This is a genomic window from Stenotrophomonas daejeonensis (genome assembly GCF_001431505.1).
Taxonomy (GTDB): domain Bacteria; phylum Pseudomonadota; class Gammaproteobacteria; order Xanthomonadales; family Xanthomonadaceae; genus Stenotrophomonas; species Stenotrophomonas daejeonensis.
Genome location: NZ_LDJP01000006.1, coordinates 1 through 16,030, shown reverse-complemented (window position 1 = coordinate 16,030; position 16,030 = coordinate 1). Strand labels below are relative to the sequence as shown.

The following is a 16,030-nucleotide window of genomic DNA, read 5'->3' as shown; positions in this document are numbered from 1 at the left end:
CCCGGTCGCCCTGCATTCACGCCGCGGCGCTGTGCCGCGTGGCCGGTGCCCGCCCGGGGATGCGCAGCAAGAAGGTGCTGCCGCGGCCCGGCTCGCTTTCGGCATGGATGCTGCCGCCACCGGCCTCGATCAGATCCCTCACCACCGAAAGCCCCAGCCCGGTGCCTTGCCCGCGCGGCTTGGTGGTGAAGAACGGTTCGAAGATGCGCGCCAGCACCGCTGCATCCATGCCCATGCCGTCATCGCCGAAAGCCAGCAGCAGGCCAGCGCCGGTGTCTTCCCGGGCGGTCACGGAAAACACGCCACCGCCCGGCATCGCATGGTCGGCGTTGGCGGCGATGTTGAGCACCATCAGTTCGAAACGGGTGCGGTCGAAATGGATCTCCGGCAGCGGCGTGGCGATGGAAAACCGCATCCGCACCGCCGGTGCCAGCAACTGTCGCAACATCGGCTCCAGGTTGGTGAGCGCCGGCCCCGGATCGAACCATTCGCGGACTTCGGCCTCCTCGCGGGAGAACGCCATCAGCCGGCGGGTCAACATCGCCGCCCTGGTCGCGGCCGACTCCACCCCGGCAAGGGCCGCCTTCATCCGCGTCGCATCGTCCGTCCCCAGGCCCCGGTGCACGTGGCCGCCGATGATTCCCACAAGATTCCCGAAGTCGTGCGCCACGCCGCTGGCCAACCGGCCCATGGCCTCGGTCTTCTGCGACTGGATCAGTTGTGCGTGGGTACGCTCGCGCTCGGCCATCTCCGCATGCAGGCGCGCGTTGGCCACGCCCAGCGCGGCACCATGTTCGCGGGCCTCGCGCAGGCTCTCGCGCAGCGCCACCGAACTGCGATCGAGCACGACCGCCACCAGCAGGAAGATCATCGCGCTGACCACCACGTCGTTCGCAAAGGCAAGTGCCGCCCCCTGCACACCGATATCGACCATGATCCCGCAGGTGAAAGCCAGCAGGATGCTGCAGAACATCCACCACAGCGCCGCACGCCCCACGATCAGCGCGGCGATCACCATCCATACCGCCAGCAATGGCTGTTCGAAGCGCTGGGCGGTGAAGCCGGTGGTCAGGTAGGCCAGGACCACCGAGGTGGCAAAACCGGCCAGCAGCAGACGCGCGGCCCACGCGAAGCGGCCCCTGCGCACCAGCCGGAAACTCACCGCCGCCAATACGCTGATCGACAGGCCCACCAGCATCGAGCCAACCTCGCCGGGCCGCCACGGCACGTCCGGCACCAGCGCGCGGGCCAGCCACGCCAAGGGCGGCAGCGTGGCCAGCAACAGCGATACCACCTGCAACATCGGCGCATTGCGCCGGTCCAGCGGATCGTCGACGGGAACATCGCGCAACCATGCCTGCAGCCACCGCACAAGCATCAGCGGGGCATGCAGAAAACGGGCGACAAGCTGGTCTGGCATCCGGGTCCGGCTCCCGCAAGGGCACGAGGCAGCATGCAGCATGATGCCTGCGGCGAGTATAGCGACGGACGCCCGCGCCTATACTGGCGGTCGCATGCAACCACCGGCACCCCCATGAGTTCCTACTGCGACTTCGCCCCCGGCCACCCGGTCCATGTGCACTACCACGCCCGTGAATACGGTTTCCCGCAACGCGCCGAGCCGGAACTGTTCGAGAGGCTGGTGCTGGAGATCAACCAGGCCGGCCTGAGTTGGGAAACCATCCTGCGCAAGCGCGACGGTTTCCGCCGCGCCTACCACGGCTTCGACGTGGACACGGTGGCCGCCTACGGCGAGGCCGACGTCGCGCGCCTGCTGGCCGACGCCGGCATCATCCGCAACCGGCTGAAGGTGCGGGCCGCCATCCACAACGCCAACGTGATCCGCGGCCTGCGCGATTCGCATGGCGGCTTCGCGCAATGGCTGGACGCCCACCACCCGCGCGACAAGGCCGGCTGGGTGAAGCTGTTCAAGCAGACCTTCCGCTTCACCGGCGGCGAGATCACCGGCGAGTTCCTGATGAGCCTGGGCTACCTGCCCGGCGCGCACCGCGCCGATTGCCCGGTGCTGGCCGACATCGTCGCCCGCGACCCGCCGTGGGCGCGGGGCTCGTAGGTGCGGGGCTTGCCCCGCACGAAGCTTCACCGGAAAAGCCTCCGTGCGGGGCAAGCCTCGCACCTACGGGTCAAGACCCCCTGCATCGGTTGGATGCCGAAACACGAAGCCCGGCCATTGGCCGGGCTTCGCATGCACAAGCAAGGTGCGGGCTTCAACGCACGCCTGCGATCTCCACGCCGTCCAGCCCCTGCGCCAGGGTCTTGGCATCGCCGCCCTGCGAGAGCTTGATGCGCAGGCGCACCTCGTTCTGCGAGTCGGCATAGCGCAGCGCGTCGTCGTAGCTGATCTCGCCGGCCTGGTACAGCTCGAACAGACTCTGGTCGAAGGTCTTCATGCCCAACTGCACGGATTCCTTCATCACTTCCTTGAGCTTGTGGATCTCGCCGTCGCGGATGTAGTCCTGCACCAGCGGCGTGCCGAGCAGGATTTCCATCGCCACGCGGCGCGCCTTGCCGTCGGGCGTGGGCACCAGCTGCTGCGCGACCACGCCCTTGAGGTTGAGCGACAGGTCCATCAGCAGTTGGTTGCGGCGGTCTTCCGGGAAGAAGTTGATGATGCGGTCCATCGCCTGGTTGGCGTTGTTGGCATGCAGCGTGGCCAGCACCAAGTGGCCGGTCTCGGCGAAGGCGATGGCATGGTCCATGCCCTCGCGGGTGCGGATCTCGCCGATCATGATCACGTCCGGCGCCTGCCGCAAGGTGTTCTTCAGCGCCGCTTCCCAGCTGTCGGTGTCGATGCCGACCTCGCGCTGGGTGACGATGCAGCCTTCGTGCTTGTGCACGAACTCGATCGGGTCCTCGATGGTGATGATGTGCCCGGTCGAGTTCTGGTTGCGGTAGCCGATCATCGCCGCCAGCGAGGTCGACTTGCCGGTGCCGGTGGCGCCGACGAACAGGATGATGCCGCGCTTGGTCATCGCCAGCGTCTTGATCACCGGCGGCAGGCTCAGTTCCTCCACCGTCGGGATGCGCGTCTCGATCCGGCGCAGCACCATGCCGACCTGGTTGCGCTGGTAGAAGCAGCTGACGCGGAAGCGGCCGACGCCGGACAGGCCGATGGCGAAGTTGCATTCGTGGGTCTTCTCGAACTCCTCGCGCTGCGCCGGCGTCATCACGTTGAGCACCATGTCGCGGCTCTGCTGCGGAGTCAGCGGCGTCTGCGTGATCGGGCTGATCTTGCCGTTCACCTTCATCGACGGCGGCATGGCCGCGGTGATGAACAGGTCCGACGCCTTCTGGTGCGCCATCAGCTTGAGGAACGAGGTGAAATCGATGGTGCTCATGACCGTTCTCCGGGACCGGGAGCCGGGGATCGGGAAACCACGCCGGCCAGGGCCGATGCCGTTCCCGCTTTCCCGGGCCATCCCCGTCCGTTCTTGGGGAAATACAGGAAACACTCCACTGCCGTCGCCGGTTCCCGTTCAGGGCCCCGGCCCGGCATCACTCGAACAGGCGCTTGTCCTTGGCGTATTCCCTGGCCTGGTTGCGGGTGATCAGGCTGCGCTTGACCAGGTCCTGCAGATTCTGGTCGAGGGTCTGCATGCCCACCTGCTGGCCGGTCTGGATCGCCGAGTACATCTGCGCCACCTTGTCCTCGCGGATCAGGTTGCGGATGGCCGGGGTGGCCACCATGATCTCGTGCGAGGCGATGCGGCCGCCGCCGACCTTCTTCAGCAGCGCCTGCGAGATCACCGCGCGCAGCGATTCGGACAGCATCGAGCGCACCATCGGCTTTTCGCCGGCCGGGAACACGTCGATGATGCGGTCGATGGTCTTGGCCGCCGAGCTGGTGTGCAGGGTGCCGAACACCAAGTGGCCGGTTTCCGCCGCGGTCAGCGCCAGGCGGATGGTCTCGAGGTCGCGCAATTCGCCGACCAGGATGATGTCCGGGTCCTCGCGCAGCGCCGAGCGCAGCGCCTCGTTGAAGCCGTGGGTGTCGCGGTGCACCTCGCGCTGGTTGATCAGGCACTTCTGCGAGGTGTGGACGAATTCGATCGGGTCCTCGACGGTGAGGATGTGGCCGTAGTCGTTCTTGTTGATGTGGTCGATCATCGCCGCCAGCGTGGTCGACTTGCCCGAGCCGGTCGGGCCGGTCACCAGGATCAGGCCCTGCGGCTGCTCGATCAGCTGGCGGAACACCGGCGGGCAGGCCAGGTCCTCCAGCGTCAGCACTTCCGAGGGAATGGTGCGGAACACCGCGCCGGCGCCGCGGTTCTGGTTGAAGGCGTTGACGCGGAAGCGCGCCAGCGACGGGATCTCGAACGAGAAGTCGACTTCGAGGAACTCCTCGTAATCGCGACGCTGCTTGTCCGACATGATGTCGTAGACCAGCGCGTGCACTTGCTTGTGGTCCAGCGCCGGGATGTTGATGCGGCGCACGTCGCCGTCCACGCGGATCATCGGCGGCAGGCCGGCGGACAGGTGCAGGTCCGACGCTTTGTTCTTGACCGAGAACGCCAGAAGTTCGGCGATATCCATGTGCGCGTATCCCCAAATGGTTTGCGAAAGATGTTTCCCCGGCCGGCAGTATAGCCCTCCCGCGTAACAGGTCGATGCCGCCGCGGGGACCGGTTTCCGGCACCGGCCCCCGGCCCGCGGATGGGTACACTTCGGGGGATTCCCCCACCCGCGACGAGGCCGCCATGACCGCACCCCACGACACCGTTCCCCTTTCCGGCGGCATCGCCTTCATCGGCGGCGGCAACATGGCGCGCAGCCTGATCGCCGGGCTGGTCGCGGCGGGGACGCCGGCCGCGTCGATCGAGGTGGTGGAGCCGCAGGCACCGCAACGGCAGGCGTTGCAGCAGGAACATGGCGTGCGCGTGGCCGAATCCGTCGCCACCGCGGCGCTCGACGCGCGCACGCTGGTGCTGGCGGTCAAGCCGCAGGTGATGGCCACCGTCTGCGCCGAACTGGTGCCGCGGCTGGCGCCGGGCGCGCTGGTGGTCTCCATCGCCGCCGGCGTCACCACCGCCGCGCTGCGCCGCTGGCTGGGGCCGTCGGCCGCGCTGGTGCGGGCCATGCCCAACACCCCCGCGCTGCTGGGCGCCGGCATGACCGGCCTGTATGCCGGCACGGACGTGGAAGCCGCCGAACGCGGGACCGCGCAGGCCATCCTCGCCTGCGCCGGGCAGACCCGCTGGATCGACGACGAGGCGCTGATGGACGCGGTCACCGCGGTTTCCGGCAGCGGCCCCGCCTACGTGTTCGCATTGGCCGAGGCGATGGAGGACGCCGCGCTTGCGCAGGGGCTGGCTGCCGATGCCGCGCGGCAACTGGTGGTGCAGACCGTCCTCGGCGCGGCGCGCATGCTGGCCGAAAGCGGCCAGGACCCCGGCGCGCTGCGCAAGGCCGTGACTTCCCCCAATGGCACCACCCAGGCTGCGCTGGAAACGCTGGCCGGCGGTGGTTTCCACGCGTTGGTCGACAGCGCCGTGGCCGCCGCCGCGCAGCGTGGGCGCGAACTGGCCGCCGGCACCTGACAGGCGCGATGGCGGGCATGGAAACAAGCCATCTTCGCCGATGAAACGGTGGCCGGCCGTGGCCACCACGCTGCTGTATATTTGCCGGGCAACGGAGATGGCATTCCTCCGCGAACCGCCGCGACAGCGGCTGATGATGCCTACGCTTGGCCGGACGGGCCGCGTGGGCGCGCGCCTGTCCTCGAACACCGATTCAAGGAGAGGACTCCATGTGGAAACCGATCGTCGCCATCGCCGTCGGCTCGGTACTGGGCGGGCTGATGCGCTGGGGGCTGGGCCTGCGGCTCAACGCCCTGTTCCCCGACGTACCGCCGGGCACGCTCGCCGCCAACATGATCGCCGGCTACATCGTCGGCATCGCCCTGGCCTTCTTCGCCCAGGCTCCCGGCCTGTCGCCGGAATGGCGGCTGCTGGTCATCACCGGCTTCTGCGGCGGCCTGTCCACCTTCTCGACGTTCTCCGCCGAGATCGTCGCCCTGCTGCAGCGTGGCCAGTACACCCTGGCGCTGGGCGCCATCGCCATCCACGTCGCCGGCACGCTGCTGATGACCTTCGCCGGCATCGCCACCGTTGCGCTGTTCAAGGCCAGCTGAGGAGAACCCCATGAACGGTTACCAGATCACCTTCTTCACCCGGCAGGACCGCCTCCACGGCGGCCGCCCGCTGGCCGAGTGGCTGCTCCACCTCGCCGCCGAACTGGGCCTGCAGGGCGCCACGCTGATCCCGGCCAGCGAGGGCATCGGGCATGACCACCGCCTGCACTCGGCGCGCTTCTTCGAACTGGCCGAGCAGCCGCAGGCGGTGATGATGACCCTGACCACGGAAGAAACCGACGACCTGTTCCAGCGCCTGCGCACGGAGAACGTGCACCTGTTCTACACGCGCACGCCGGTGGAGTTCGGCAGCATCGGCGAACCCGGCACGCAGGGCTGACGGCGCTACTGCGGCCGACCCTGCGCAAGCCCGTCGGGTTTCGGCCTGCACGGACCCGGTCCGGAATCCGGGCAACAAATAAAACCGCCAGAGCGGTTTTTGACATCGCTTGTCGATGGCCCGAAGGGTTGCCGCCGCGGATGGCGGCAACAAAAAACCCCTGAAGAAATCAGGGGTTTTTTCATTCGCGTGGTGGGCGGTGCAGGGTTCGAACCTGCGACCCTTGCCGTGTGAAGGCAATGCTCTACCGCTGAGCTAACCGCCCGTGCTGCGAGCCGCCCATTATAGGGAGAACGGCGATGGCGTCAACGGATCGATGCGATTTTTTTCCGCCCCGCCCATCACATGGTCTGGGTGGGCTTGTCCGAGCTCGTGGTGCCGGCCAGCAGGGTCTCGATGCGGTTGCGGATCGACTCGCCGTCGGCGCCGTCGGCCAACTGCACGCCGATGCCGGCCTGGCGGTTGCCCTGCGCGCCCAGCGGCGTCACCCAGATGACCTTGCCGGCCACCGGCAGGCGTTCGCTGGAATCGGGCAGGGTCAGCAGCAGGAACACCTCGTCGCCCAGGAAATAGCGTTTGGGCGTGGGCACGAACACGCCGCCGTTCTTCACGAACGGCATGTAGGCGCTGTACAGCGCAGCCTTGTCCTTGACCGCCAGGGACAGGATGCCCTGGCGGGCGTTGATCGCACTCATCGGATATTCCCCTTTTGTTGCTGATTGGCCGCCCCCCATGCCAGCAGCAGCTCCACCATGGCCAGGTCGGCGCGCACCGTGGTGCGCAGCAGGTCGCGTGTGCGGTTGGCGGCATCGAACCAGGCGGCCAGCTTGTGCAATCGGTTCGGATCGGTCAAGCCGTCGCCGGCCTTGCGCAGGGCCAGGTCGGCGGCGTGGCGCAGGCGCAGGTCGGCGTGTTCGTCGCCGGTCCAGCGTTGTGCAAGTTCGACGCAGCCGAGCTTGCCGGCGGCGAGCCGTTCCAGTTCGTCGGCCACCTGCCGGCGCAGCGCCATGCCCTCGCCCTGCAGCCACTGGTCGGCCAGCACCGGGTGGCCGCGGGTGGCATCCAGCGCTTCGCGGGCGATGCCGTCGTCGTGGCCACGCTGCCGCAGCCACGCCAGCGCTTCCTCGCGCGGCGGCAGGCGGAACTCCAGGCGCTGGCAGCGGCTGCGGATGGTCTGCGGCAGCCGTGCCGGGTCGGCGCTGATCAGCCACAGGTAGCGGCCGGGGGCCGGCTCCTCCAGCGTCTTGAGCAATGCGTTGCAGGCGGCGCGGTTGATGGCGTCGGCCGGGTCGACGATGACCACCTGCGCGGCGCCGTATTGCGGGGTCAGCGCCAGCTTCTGCGAGATCTCGCGCACCTGCTCGATGACGATCTCGGTGCGCAGCTTGTCGCCGCTCTTGTTGGGGATGAAGGACACCAGCTGCAGGTCGGGGTGGGTACCGGCGGCGATCAGCTGCGCGTTGCGGGCGCGGCCGGCGGCGTCCATGTCGCGGTCCAGCACGTGCGCGGCCAGCGCCAGCGCCACGGCGCGCTGGCCCATGCCGGTCGGGCCGCACAGCAGCAGGCCGTGGCCGAGGCGACCGGCATCCAGCGCCGCCACCGTCTGCTCGAAGGCGCGCTGCTGCCAGGGGGCGAAACCCTTGTCCATGCCCTGCCCGCTCACTGCTGCACCGCCCGGTTGCGGTTCTCGCGCAGTCGCTGCAGGTAGCGGGCGACGGCGGCGTTGTGCTCGGCATAGCTGGCCGAGAACACGTGCGCGCCGCTGCCGTCGCCCACCGCGACGAAATACAGCGCATCGCCCGCCGCCGGCTGCGCGGCGGCGCGCAGGGCGTCCTTGCCGGGCATGGCGATGGGCGTGGGCGGCAGGCCGGCGCGGGTGTAGGTGTTGTACGGCGTGTCGGTGGTCAGGTGGGTCTTGCGGATGTTGCCGTCATAGCTGCTGCCGATGCCGTAGATGACGGTCGGGTCGGTCTGCAGGCGCATGCCCAGCTTCAGGCGCCGCGCGAACACGCCGGCGATCTGCGGCCGCTCGCTGGCCAGGCCGGTTTCCTTCTCGATGATCGAGGCCAGGATCAGCAGTTCGTGGGGCGAAGCCAGCGGCAGGTCGTCGCTGCGCGCGGCCCAGGCCTCGGCCAGCGCCTTTTCCAGTGCGGCATGGGCGCGCTTGAGCACGTCCAGGTCGCTGTCGCCGCGCTGGTAGACATAGGTTTCCGGCAGGAAGCGGCCTTCCGGATGCTGGTCGGGGAAGCCCAGCGCCGCCATCAGCTCGGCATCGCCCATCCGTTCGGTTTCGTGCAGCAGCGGCTGCGCGCGGCCGAGCGCGGCGCGCAGCTGGCGGATGTTCCAGCCCTCGACCAGGGTGACGCGGTACTGCAGCACCTTGCCCTGGCGCATGTTCAGCAGCAGCCCGCGCGGGGAAAGACGGGCGTCCAGCGCATACTCGCCGGCCTTGATCTTGCCGGCGGCGTCGAGCTGGCGCGCCAGCAGTTTCCACTGGTAGTCCCGGCCTTGGTCCACGCCGGCTTCGCGCAGCCTGCGCAGCACGGTGTTGAAGCCGTCGCCACGGGCGACTACCACGCTCCCGGCCTCGGCGGTGAGCGGCGTATCGGCAAACGCCGCCTGCCGCTGGTAGAGCCATGCGCCGGCGCCGGCCGCGATGCCGGCCAGCAGCAGCAATACCGTCAATACCAACAGGCAGCCGTGCCTGGCTCGCGCCATGTGTGACCTCTAGACAAACATCCGATCCGATGGCGCAGGATACCGTGCGCCCGCTGCCAAACGCACGACGGCTCAGGCGTTACCGGCCTTCAACTCACTGGCCAGCTCCCGCTTGAACTGCTCGAAATCCTTGCCGGCCGCCCGCGCCTCGGCATACGCGGCGTCCTTGAGCGCGTCCGAATACATCAGCCGCACCGGCGTGCCGCCGCGCTCGTGCAGCTCGGCGGCCTGCATGATCAGCGCCAGCACGCGCGCGGCGCTGCTGGTTTCGCCGGCGATCCTGCCGTCCATGCCCAGCACCCACTCGCCATCGCGGCGGACGATGCCCGCCAGCAGGGTGCGCTGCTGGTCGCGCAGCTCGGCATGCGGCTCCACCGCGGCCTTCGCCGGCGGGTTCGCGGCGGCCTGGTTGCGCTCGCGCTCGGCCTGCTTCTTTTTCGCCTCGCGGCGGCCCTTGGATTGGATCGACATGGTGATTGCCTGTGTTGTTCGAGGGAGAAACCCGCGGGGCAAGCCCCGCAGCTACGCGGCGTGGCGGCGATGTTCCCAATACCAGAACATGAAGCCCAGCAGCATGAAGGCGGCCATGCCCAGCGCCAGGTGCAGCGGCCGGCCGCTGAGCAGCGGCGAGACCACGCCGGCCACCACGGTGCTTATCATCAGCTGCACGAAGGCCTGCAACGAGGACGCCAGCCCGCGTTGCTGCGGGTACATGTCCAGCACCGCCAGCGCGAGGATCGGGAAGACCAGCGCCGTGCCCAGCCCGCCAATGAAGATCGGCAGCACCGCCCACGGCAGTTCGAGCTGCGGCGCCGCAGCCACGTAGCCGATGTTCAGCAGCGCCGAGAGCGCGCAGCAGGCGAAACCGATGCCGACCTGCCGCACCGGCGGGGTGTGCCCGGCCATGCGCCCGGACAGGAACGCGCCGGTGGTCATGCCGCCGATGGTGGGGATGAACAGCCACGCGAACCCGCCCTGGCCCAGCCGCAGGTGCTGCATCACGAACACCGGAGCCGAGGCGATGTACAGGAAGATGCCGCCGAAGTTGACGCTGCCGGCCAGCGCCAGCCGCAGGAAGCGCGGGTTGAGGCCGATGCGCAGGTAGTCGCGCAGCAGGCTGCGCGGCGACAGCGGCATGCGTGCCTGCGGCGGGTGCGTTTCCGGCAGCCAGCGCGCGGTGGCGGTGAGCAGCAGCACCGCGAACGCCACCAGGAACCAGAAGATCAGCGGCCAGTCGCCGCCGCCCAGCAGTATCCAGCCGCCGATGATCGGGGCGATGGCCGGGGCGATGCCGAAGATCATCGACACCTGGCTCATCAGCCGCTGCGCGTCGGCGCCGTGGTACAGGTCGCGGATCACCGCACGGCCGACGATCATGCCGACACCGGCGGAAATGCCCTGCAGGGCACGGAACAGCAGCAGCGTCGGCAGGTCGGACGCCAGCGCGCAGCCGACCGACGCGGCCACGAACACCACCAGCCCCGCCAGGATCACCCGCTTGCGCCCGAGCGCGTCGGACAGTGGCCCGTGTGCCACGCTCATCAGCCCGTAGAACAGCAGGTAGACGCTGATGGTCTGCTGCACTGCCACCTCGTCCACCGCCAGCTCCCGCGCCAGCAGCGGGAAGGCCGGGAAGATGGTGTCGATGGAGAACGGGCCGAACATCGACAGCCCGGCGAGCAGCAGGGCCAGGCGGCGGGTGGAAGGCGGGGCGGCGGCGGTCATCGGGCGTCCAGCGGTGGCGTGCGTGGGGGACGCACGGCGGGCGCCAGCCCGGCACGGGCGACGCCATCGAAAATGGAGGGGCCGGGCATGATAGGCGCCCGGCGGTGCCGGCGCCATGCACATGGCATGGAGGGGGGAACCCGGGGCGGTGCCCGTTCAGCCGTATCCGCCGCACCAGCGGTCCGGGGCAACCGCTATAATCGCCGCGCTACACGGTGGGAGAAGCGGCTCACCCCGCTGCCGAAGGCGCAAACGCCCGCAATCGCTCAGGCCCGATACCACCTGCAACAAAACTCTGGAGAGACCGGTTCAATCCGGCGCCGAAGGTGCACGAAGCGCGCGGTCCCCGCCGCTTCCAAACTCTCAGGCAAAAGGACAGAGGGGCACGAGGCGAGCCGCCGGCTTGCCGGCCGTGGCGTCGCCTTCGCGCGACCACCGCCGGAAGGCTGCGTGCCCGCCGCCCTGCCCCGCACGCCTTCTTCCGGACGTCCGCCATGCCCCAGAACACGCCCTCGCTGCGCGACCTCGAACACGCCTCCGCCTTCGTCGACCGCCACATCGGCCCCAACGACGCCGAAATCGCGCAGATGCTGCGCGTGCTCGGCCACGATTCGCTCGATGCGCTGACCGACGCCATCGTCCCCGGCTCGATCAAGTCCGGCAATCCGCTGGCCCTGCCCGAGTCGCTGACCGAAGTGCAGGCGCTGGAAAAGATCCGCGCCATCGCCGGCAGGAACAAGGTGCTGCGCAGCTTCATCGGCCAAGGCTATTACGGCACGCATACGCCGAACGTCATCCTGCGCAACATCCTCGAGAACCCGGCGTGGTACACCGCCTATACGCCGTATCAGGCGGAGATCTCGCAGGGCCGCATGGAAGCGCTGATCAACTTCCAGCAGATGGTCGCCGACCTGACCGGCATGGAGATCGCCAACGCCTCGCTGCTGGACGAAGCCACCGCTGCCGCCGAGGCGATGACCCTGGCCAAGCGCTCGGCCAAGTCGAAGTCCAACACCTTCCTCGCCAGCGGCGACACCCACCCGCAGACGCTGGAACTGCTGCGCACCCGCGCCGAGCCACTGGGCATCGACGTCGCGCTGGCCAACTCCGAGGAAGAGTGGAACGCCGCGCTGGCCAAGGGCGATTTCTTCGGCGTGCTGGCGCAGTACCCGGCCTCCAGCGGCTGGCTGGCCGACTGGGAGAAGGACGCCGAGGCGATCCACGCCCACAACGCGCTGTTCGTCGTCGCCACCGACCTGCTGGCGCTGACCCTGCTGAAGTCGCCCGGCGAGATGGGTGCGGACATCGTCATCGGCAACAGCCAGCGCTTCGGCGTGCCGTTCGGCTTCGGCGGCCCGCACGCCGCATTCATGGCCTGCCGCGACGCCTACAAGCGCTCGATGCCGGGCCGCCTGATCGGCGTGTCGATCGATACCGAAGGCAACCCGGCCTACCGCCTGACCCTGCAGACCCGCGAACAGCACATCCGCCGCGAGAAGGCCACCTCCAACATCTGCACCGCGCAGGTGCTGCTGGCGGTGATGGCCTCGATGTACGCCGTCTACCACGGCCCGGAAGGCCTGAAGCGTATCGCCGGCCGTGTCGCCCGGCTCACCGCCATCCTCAAGGCCGGCCTGCAGCAGCTGGGCTACGACCAGTTCCACCACGCCAGCGCGTTCGACACCCTGAGCCTGAAGACCGGCGAAAAGACCGACGCGCTGATGGCGCGCGCGGTGTCTTTGGGCGCCAACCTGCGCAAGGCATGGGACGAATACATCTGCATCTCGCTGGACGAAACCACCACCCGCGCCGACGTCGAACTGCTGTGGCGCATCTTCGGCGGCGACGACGCCACCCTGCCGTCCATCGATGCGCTGGACGCCAGCGCACCGTCGCTGATCCCGGCCGAACTGGAACGCACCAGCGCGTTCCTGACCCACCCGGTGTTCAACACCCACCACAGCGAGCACGAACTGCTGCGCTACCTGCGCACGCTGGCCGACAAGGACCTGGCGATGGACCGCACGATGATCCCGCTGGGCTCGTGCACGATGAAGCTCAACGCCACCGCCGAGATGATCCCGGTGACGTGGCCGGAGTTCTCCAACATCCATCCGTTCGCCCCGGCCGGGCAGACGCAGGGCTACAAGGAGCTGATCGGCGGGCTGGAAGCGATGCTGGTGGAGGCCACCGGCTACGACGCGGTGAGCCTGCAGCCCAACTCCGGCGCGCAGGGCGAATACGCCGGCCTGCTGGCGATCCGCGCCTGGCACGCCTCGCGCGGCGAGAGCCATCGCAACATCTGCCTGATCCCCGAGTCCGCGCACGGCACCAACCCGGCCAGCGCGCAGATGTGCGGCATGAAGGTGGTGGTGACCAAGTGCGACGCCAACGGCAACGTCGATGTCGCCGACATCCGCGTGCAAGCCGAGAAGCACTCGGCCAACCTGGCCGCGATCATGATGACCTACCCGTCCACCCACGGCGTGTTCGAGGAGGACGTGGTCGAGATCTGCGAGATCGTCCACCAGCACGGCGGGCAGGTGTATACCGACGGCGCCAACATGAACGCGCTGGTCGGCGTCGCCAAGCCCGGCAAGTGGGGTTCGGACGTCTCGCACCTGAACCTGCACAAGACCTTCTGCATCCCGCACGGTGGCGGCGGCCCCGGCGTCGGCCCGTGCGCGGTGAAATCGCACCTGGCACCGTTCCTGCCCGGCGCGCTGGGCAAGGATGGCGTGCGCACGGAAGGCACCGGCAACGGCGCGATGGTCAGCGCGGCCACCTTCGGCAGCGCCTCGATCCTGCCGATCAGCTGGATGTACATCGCGCTGATGGGCGCGGCCGGCCTGCGCAAGGCCACCCAGGTCGCCCTGCTCAACGCCAACTACATCGCCAGGCGCCTGGCCCCGCACTACAAGACGCTCTATACCGGCCGCAACGGGCTGGTGGCGCACGAGTGCATCCTCGACGTGCGCCCGTTGGAGAAGGCCACCGGCATCGGCGCCGAGGACGTGGCCAAGCGCCTGATCGACTTCGGCTTCCATGCCCCGACCCTGAGTTTCCCGGTCGCCGGCACGCTGATGGTCGAGCCGACCGAGAGCGAATCGCAGCACGAACTGGACCGCTTCATCGACGCGATGATCCAGATCCGCAGCGAAATCCAGGCCATCGAGGACGGCAAGCTGGACCGCGAGGACAACCCGCTCAAGCACGCCCCGCACACCGCCGCGCAGGTATCGGCCAGCGAGTGGGCGCACGGCTATCCGCGCGAACTTGCCGCCTTCCCGCTGCCGTCGCTGAAGCTGGGCAAGTACTGGCCGCCGGTGGCGCGCGTGGACAACGTGTACGGCGACAAGAACATCATGTGCGCCTGCATCCCGGTGGATGCGTACAAGGATGACGTGGAAGGCTGACTGCACCACCACGCTTGATGGAAAAGGAAACGGCCCGCCATGCGGGCCGTTTTCGTTACCGGGCCAGCGGTGACGGCCAGAGGCATCACCCGATCGGATTGCTGCACCCCTCTCAACGTGATAACTTTCGTTATAACCACATTCCAGAGCCCATCATGAAGCTCAAGATCACCAGCATCGGCAATTCGTCCGGCGTCATCCTGCCCAAGGATCTGCTGGCCCGCCTGCGCGTGGACAAGGGCGACGAGCTGTATGCGCTGGAAACGCCCGACGGCATCCGCCTGACCACGTACGACCCCACCTTGGCCGCGCAGATGGAAGTGGCCGAGGAAGTAATGCGCAAGCGCCGCACGCTCCTGCACAAACTTGCGCAATAGGAGGCCGGCGATGATCGTCTGGATCGGCCGCGCTCTGGCTCTGGCCATCCATGATCGCCAACTGGCCGAGCACGGCGGCGGCAGTGGCATGCGCGACGAAGCATTGCTCGAATCCGCCCTCACCCGCCCCCAGCAGCGTTACGCCTGTGGCGATCCACTACCGGACCTGGCCGACCTTGCAGCCAGCTTGGCCTTCGGTCTGGCCCGCAACCACCCGTTCGTCGATGGCAACAAGCGCACCGCCGCCGTGGCCTGCGAAGTGTTCATCCTGCTCAACGATGCCATGCTGGAAGCGGACGACCTCGGCCTGTACCCACCGTACCTCGGCCTTGCCGAAGGCAGCCTCGACGAAGCCGCCTTCGCCGCATGGCTGCGCCCGCGCATCGTCACCCCACATGGCAGCAGCATGCAGGAGGAGCCCGCAAGTTATCGCCGCTGAAATCGGCTGGGGCATGTCCCCTTGCGATTTGTGGCATAAAGCGCCGGGGGATCCGGATTGCTCCACCCTCTTTCTCAAGGACCAGAGATATGCCAGAGTTCGCCATCCGCGCTTCGGCCGATGAAGTCGCCACCCTCTTGCAGCAAGGCCGCGCACGCGATGCCGCTGCCCATCTGGAAACACTGCGCCAAGGCCAGCCACCGGTCATCCGCGAGGCGCTGGACCGTTTCGTCGCGGCACGCGCGCAAGCGCAACTTGCCGCCTTGCGCCAACCCGGTGCCGTTCCCATCACCGAGGCCGCCAGCGTGCAGCTCATGCTGGACCGGCTGGCACATGCAGGGCTTCCGCCTCGATTTCGGGAAGCAGAGGAAACCAAGGACCTGACACAGGCGCAGTTGCATGACGTCTATGCCAGCATCATTGCCACACGCGGCAATGACGCCGCTCGTGGCGCGCTGGCAGGGCAGGATCGCGTGATCCTGGGATTGCGTCAGGAAAACCGCACCACGGAAGGCGAATCACGCGAAGGCACCGCCAATTTTCATGGCAAAGGGGTCTATGACGACCGCATCGTGGTGCTGTGGACCGACGCGAACGGCGAGCGCCATGCCCGTGAATTCCACAAGGCCACCACCGAGCCCACCGCGCAATACGATGGTCATGCCAAGACCGCGGTGCGCAGCCCCGGCTTCGAGGACGTCGTCACCCGCCCGAAGACCGAAGGCAGCGACGTGAACGGCGATGGCGTGCGCGACCTGGGGCGCCTGGCCGATGGCACCACCGAAATGCTGGCGACCACGCACCCACGCAATCATTTCCCCGATGAATTCGCATTGCGCCCCAGGTCGCGCACGCCATCGCCGT

General features: G+C 68.3%; 15 protein-coding genes, 1 tRNA gene, 1 pseudogene and 2 riboswitches. Of the genes and pseudogenes, 8 read left to right on the top strand and 9 right to left on the bottom strand.

All coding sequences use genetic code 11. The annotated features are described in order from the left end of the window. Positions 1 to 16 precede the first annotated feature (16 nt). Positions 17 to 1,351, bottom strand: a complete 1,335-nt coding sequence (locus tag ABB34_RS00785; protein WP_211258131.1) for a sensor histidine kinase — start codon at positions 1,349 to 1,351, stop codon at positions 17 to 19. A 183-nt stretch (positions 1,352 to 1,534) separates the two neighbouring features. Here ABB34_RS00785 and ABB34_RS00780 point away from each other — a divergent pair, with 183 nt between their 5' ends. Then, positions 1,535 to 2,074 (top strand): DNA-3-methyladenine glycosylase I, encoded by a 540-nt coding sequence (locus tag ABB34_RS00780; RefSeq protein WP_057639331.1) that lies wholly within the window; start codon positions 1,535 to 1,537, stop codon positions 2,072 to 2,074. A gap of 154 nt (positions 2,075 to 2,228) precedes the next feature. On the opposite strand, the gene ABB34_RS00775 is transcribed toward ABB34_RS00780, so the two are convergent. After that, on the bottom strand, positions 2,229 to 3,359 hold the full coding sequence (locus ABB34_RS00775; RefSeq protein WP_057639330.1) for a PilT/PilU family type 4a pilus ATPase: 1,131 nt from the start codon (positions 3,357 to 3,359) through the stop codon (positions 2,229 to 2,231). 157 nt (positions 3,360 to 3,516) lie between these two features. Next, positions 3,517 to 4,554 (bottom strand): type IV pilus twitching motility protein PilT, encoded by a 1,038-nt coding sequence (locus ABB34_RS00770; RefSeq protein ID WP_057639329.1) that lies wholly within the window; start codon positions 4,552 to 4,554, stop codon positions 3,517 to 3,519. Positions 4,555 to 4,718: 164 nt separating this feature from the next. Between ABB34_RS00770 and proC the strand changes: the two genes are divergently transcribed. The 3 genes from proC to ABB34_RS00755 all read left to right on the top strand — a co-directional run bounded on the left by proC (position 4,719) and on the right by ABB34_RS00755 (position 6,491). Then, positions 4,719 to 5,558, top strand: a complete 840-nt coding sequence (gene proC / locus ABB34_RS00765) for a pyrroline-5-carboxylate reductase (protein WP_057639328.1) — start codon at positions 4,719 to 4,721, stop codon at positions 5,556 to 5,558. An 84-nt stretch (positions 5,559 to 5,642) separates the two neighbouring features. After that, positions 5,643 to 5,708, top strand: a riboswitch (Fluoride riboswitch). 59 nt (positions 5,709 to 5,767) lie between these two features. After that, positions 5,768 to 6,151 carry a fluoride efflux transporter CrcB gene (crcB, locus tag ABB34_RS00760; RefSeq protein WP_057639327.1) on the top strand — a complete coding sequence of 128 codons (384 nt, stop codon included), beginning with the start codon at positions 5,768 to 5,770 and terminating at the stop codon, positions 6,149 to 6,151. A 10-nt stretch (positions 6,152 to 6,161) separates the two neighbouring features. Next, complete coding sequence (locus tag ABB34_RS00755; RefSeq protein ID WP_057639326.1) at positions 6,162 to 6,491, top strand: DUF190 domain-containing protein; 330 nt, start codon at positions 6,162 to 6,164, stop codon at positions 6,489 to 6,491. 190 nt (positions 6,492 to 6,681) lie between these two features. On the opposite strand, the gene ABB34_RS00750 is transcribed toward ABB34_RS00755, so the two are convergent. The 6 genes from ABB34_RS00750 to ABB34_RS00725 form a co-directional block, all read right to left on the bottom strand. After that, a tRNA-Val gene (locus ABB34_RS00750) sits at positions 6,682 to 6,756 on the bottom strand. A 76-nt stretch (positions 6,757 to 6,832) separates the two neighbouring features. Beyond that, on the bottom strand, positions 6,833 to 7,186 hold the full coding sequence (locus tag ABB34_RS00745) for a PilZ domain-containing protein (protein WP_057639325.1): 354 nt from the start codon (positions 7,184 to 7,186) through the stop codon (positions 6,833 to 6,835). Beyond that, on the bottom strand, positions 7,183 to 8,139 hold the full coding sequence (locus tag ABB34_RS00740) for a DNA polymerase III subunit delta' (RefSeq protein WP_057639324.1): 957 nt from the start codon (positions 8,137 to 8,139) through the stop codon (positions 7,183 to 7,185). Before ABB34_RS00740 ends, ABB34_RS00745 begins: the two co-directional genes overlap by 4 nt. An 11-nt stretch (positions 8,140 to 8,150) precedes the next feature. Continuing rightward, positions 8,151 to 9,209: an endolytic transglycosylase MltG gene (gene mltG / locus ABB34_RS00735; protein ID WP_057639323.1), complete on the bottom strand. Its 1,059-nt coding sequence runs from the start codon at positions 9,207 to 9,209 to the stop codon at positions 8,151 to 8,153. Between the two features lie 72 nt (positions 9,210 to 9,281). Beyond that, positions 9,282 to 9,680, bottom strand: a complete 399-nt coding sequence (locus tag ABB34_RS00730) for a hypothetical protein (protein ID WP_057639322.1) — start codon at positions 9,678 to 9,680, stop codon at positions 9,282 to 9,284. Between the two features lie 51 nt (positions 9,681 to 9,731). After that, a complete protein-coding gene (locus tag ABB34_RS00725) occupies positions 9,732 to 10,934 on the bottom strand; it encodes a multidrug effflux MFS transporter (RefSeq protein ID WP_057639321.1) in 1,203 nt (400 codons plus the stop codon). Positions 10,935 to 11,219: 285 nt separating this feature from the next. After that, positions 11,220 to 11,323, top strand: a riboswitch (glycine riboswitch). Positions 11,324 to 11,428: 105 nt separating this feature from the next. On the opposite strand from ABB34_RS00725, the gene gcvP reads away from it, so the two are divergent. The 4 genes and pseudogenes from gcvP to ABB34_RS00705 all read left to right on the top strand — a co-directional run. Continuing rightward, on the top strand, positions 11,429 to 14,350 hold the full coding sequence (gene gcvP / locus ABB34_RS00720; protein ID WP_057639320.1) for an aminomethyl-transferring glycine dehydrogenase: 2,922 nt from the start codon (positions 11,429 to 11,431) through the stop codon (positions 14,348 to 14,350). A gap of 155 nt (positions 14,351 to 14,505) precedes the next feature. Beyond that, positions 14,506 to 14,727 carry an AbrB/MazE/SpoVT family DNA-binding domain-containing protein gene (locus ABB34_RS00715; protein ID WP_057639319.1) on the top strand — a complete coding sequence of 74 codons (222 nt, stop codon included), beginning with the start codon at positions 14,506 to 14,508 and terminating at the stop codon, positions 14,725 to 14,727. A gap of 10 nt (positions 14,728 to 14,737) precedes the next feature. After that, on the top strand, positions 14,738 to 15,166 hold the full coding sequence (locus tag ABB34_RS00710; RefSeq protein WP_057639318.1) for a type II toxin-antitoxin system death-on-curing family toxin: 429 nt from the start codon (positions 14,738 to 14,740) through the stop codon (positions 15,164 to 15,166). A gap of 89 nt (positions 15,167 to 15,255) precedes the next feature. Then, positions 15,256 to 16,030, top strand: a pseudogene (locus ABB34_RS00705) (XVIPCD domain-containing protein); the annotation flags it as partial.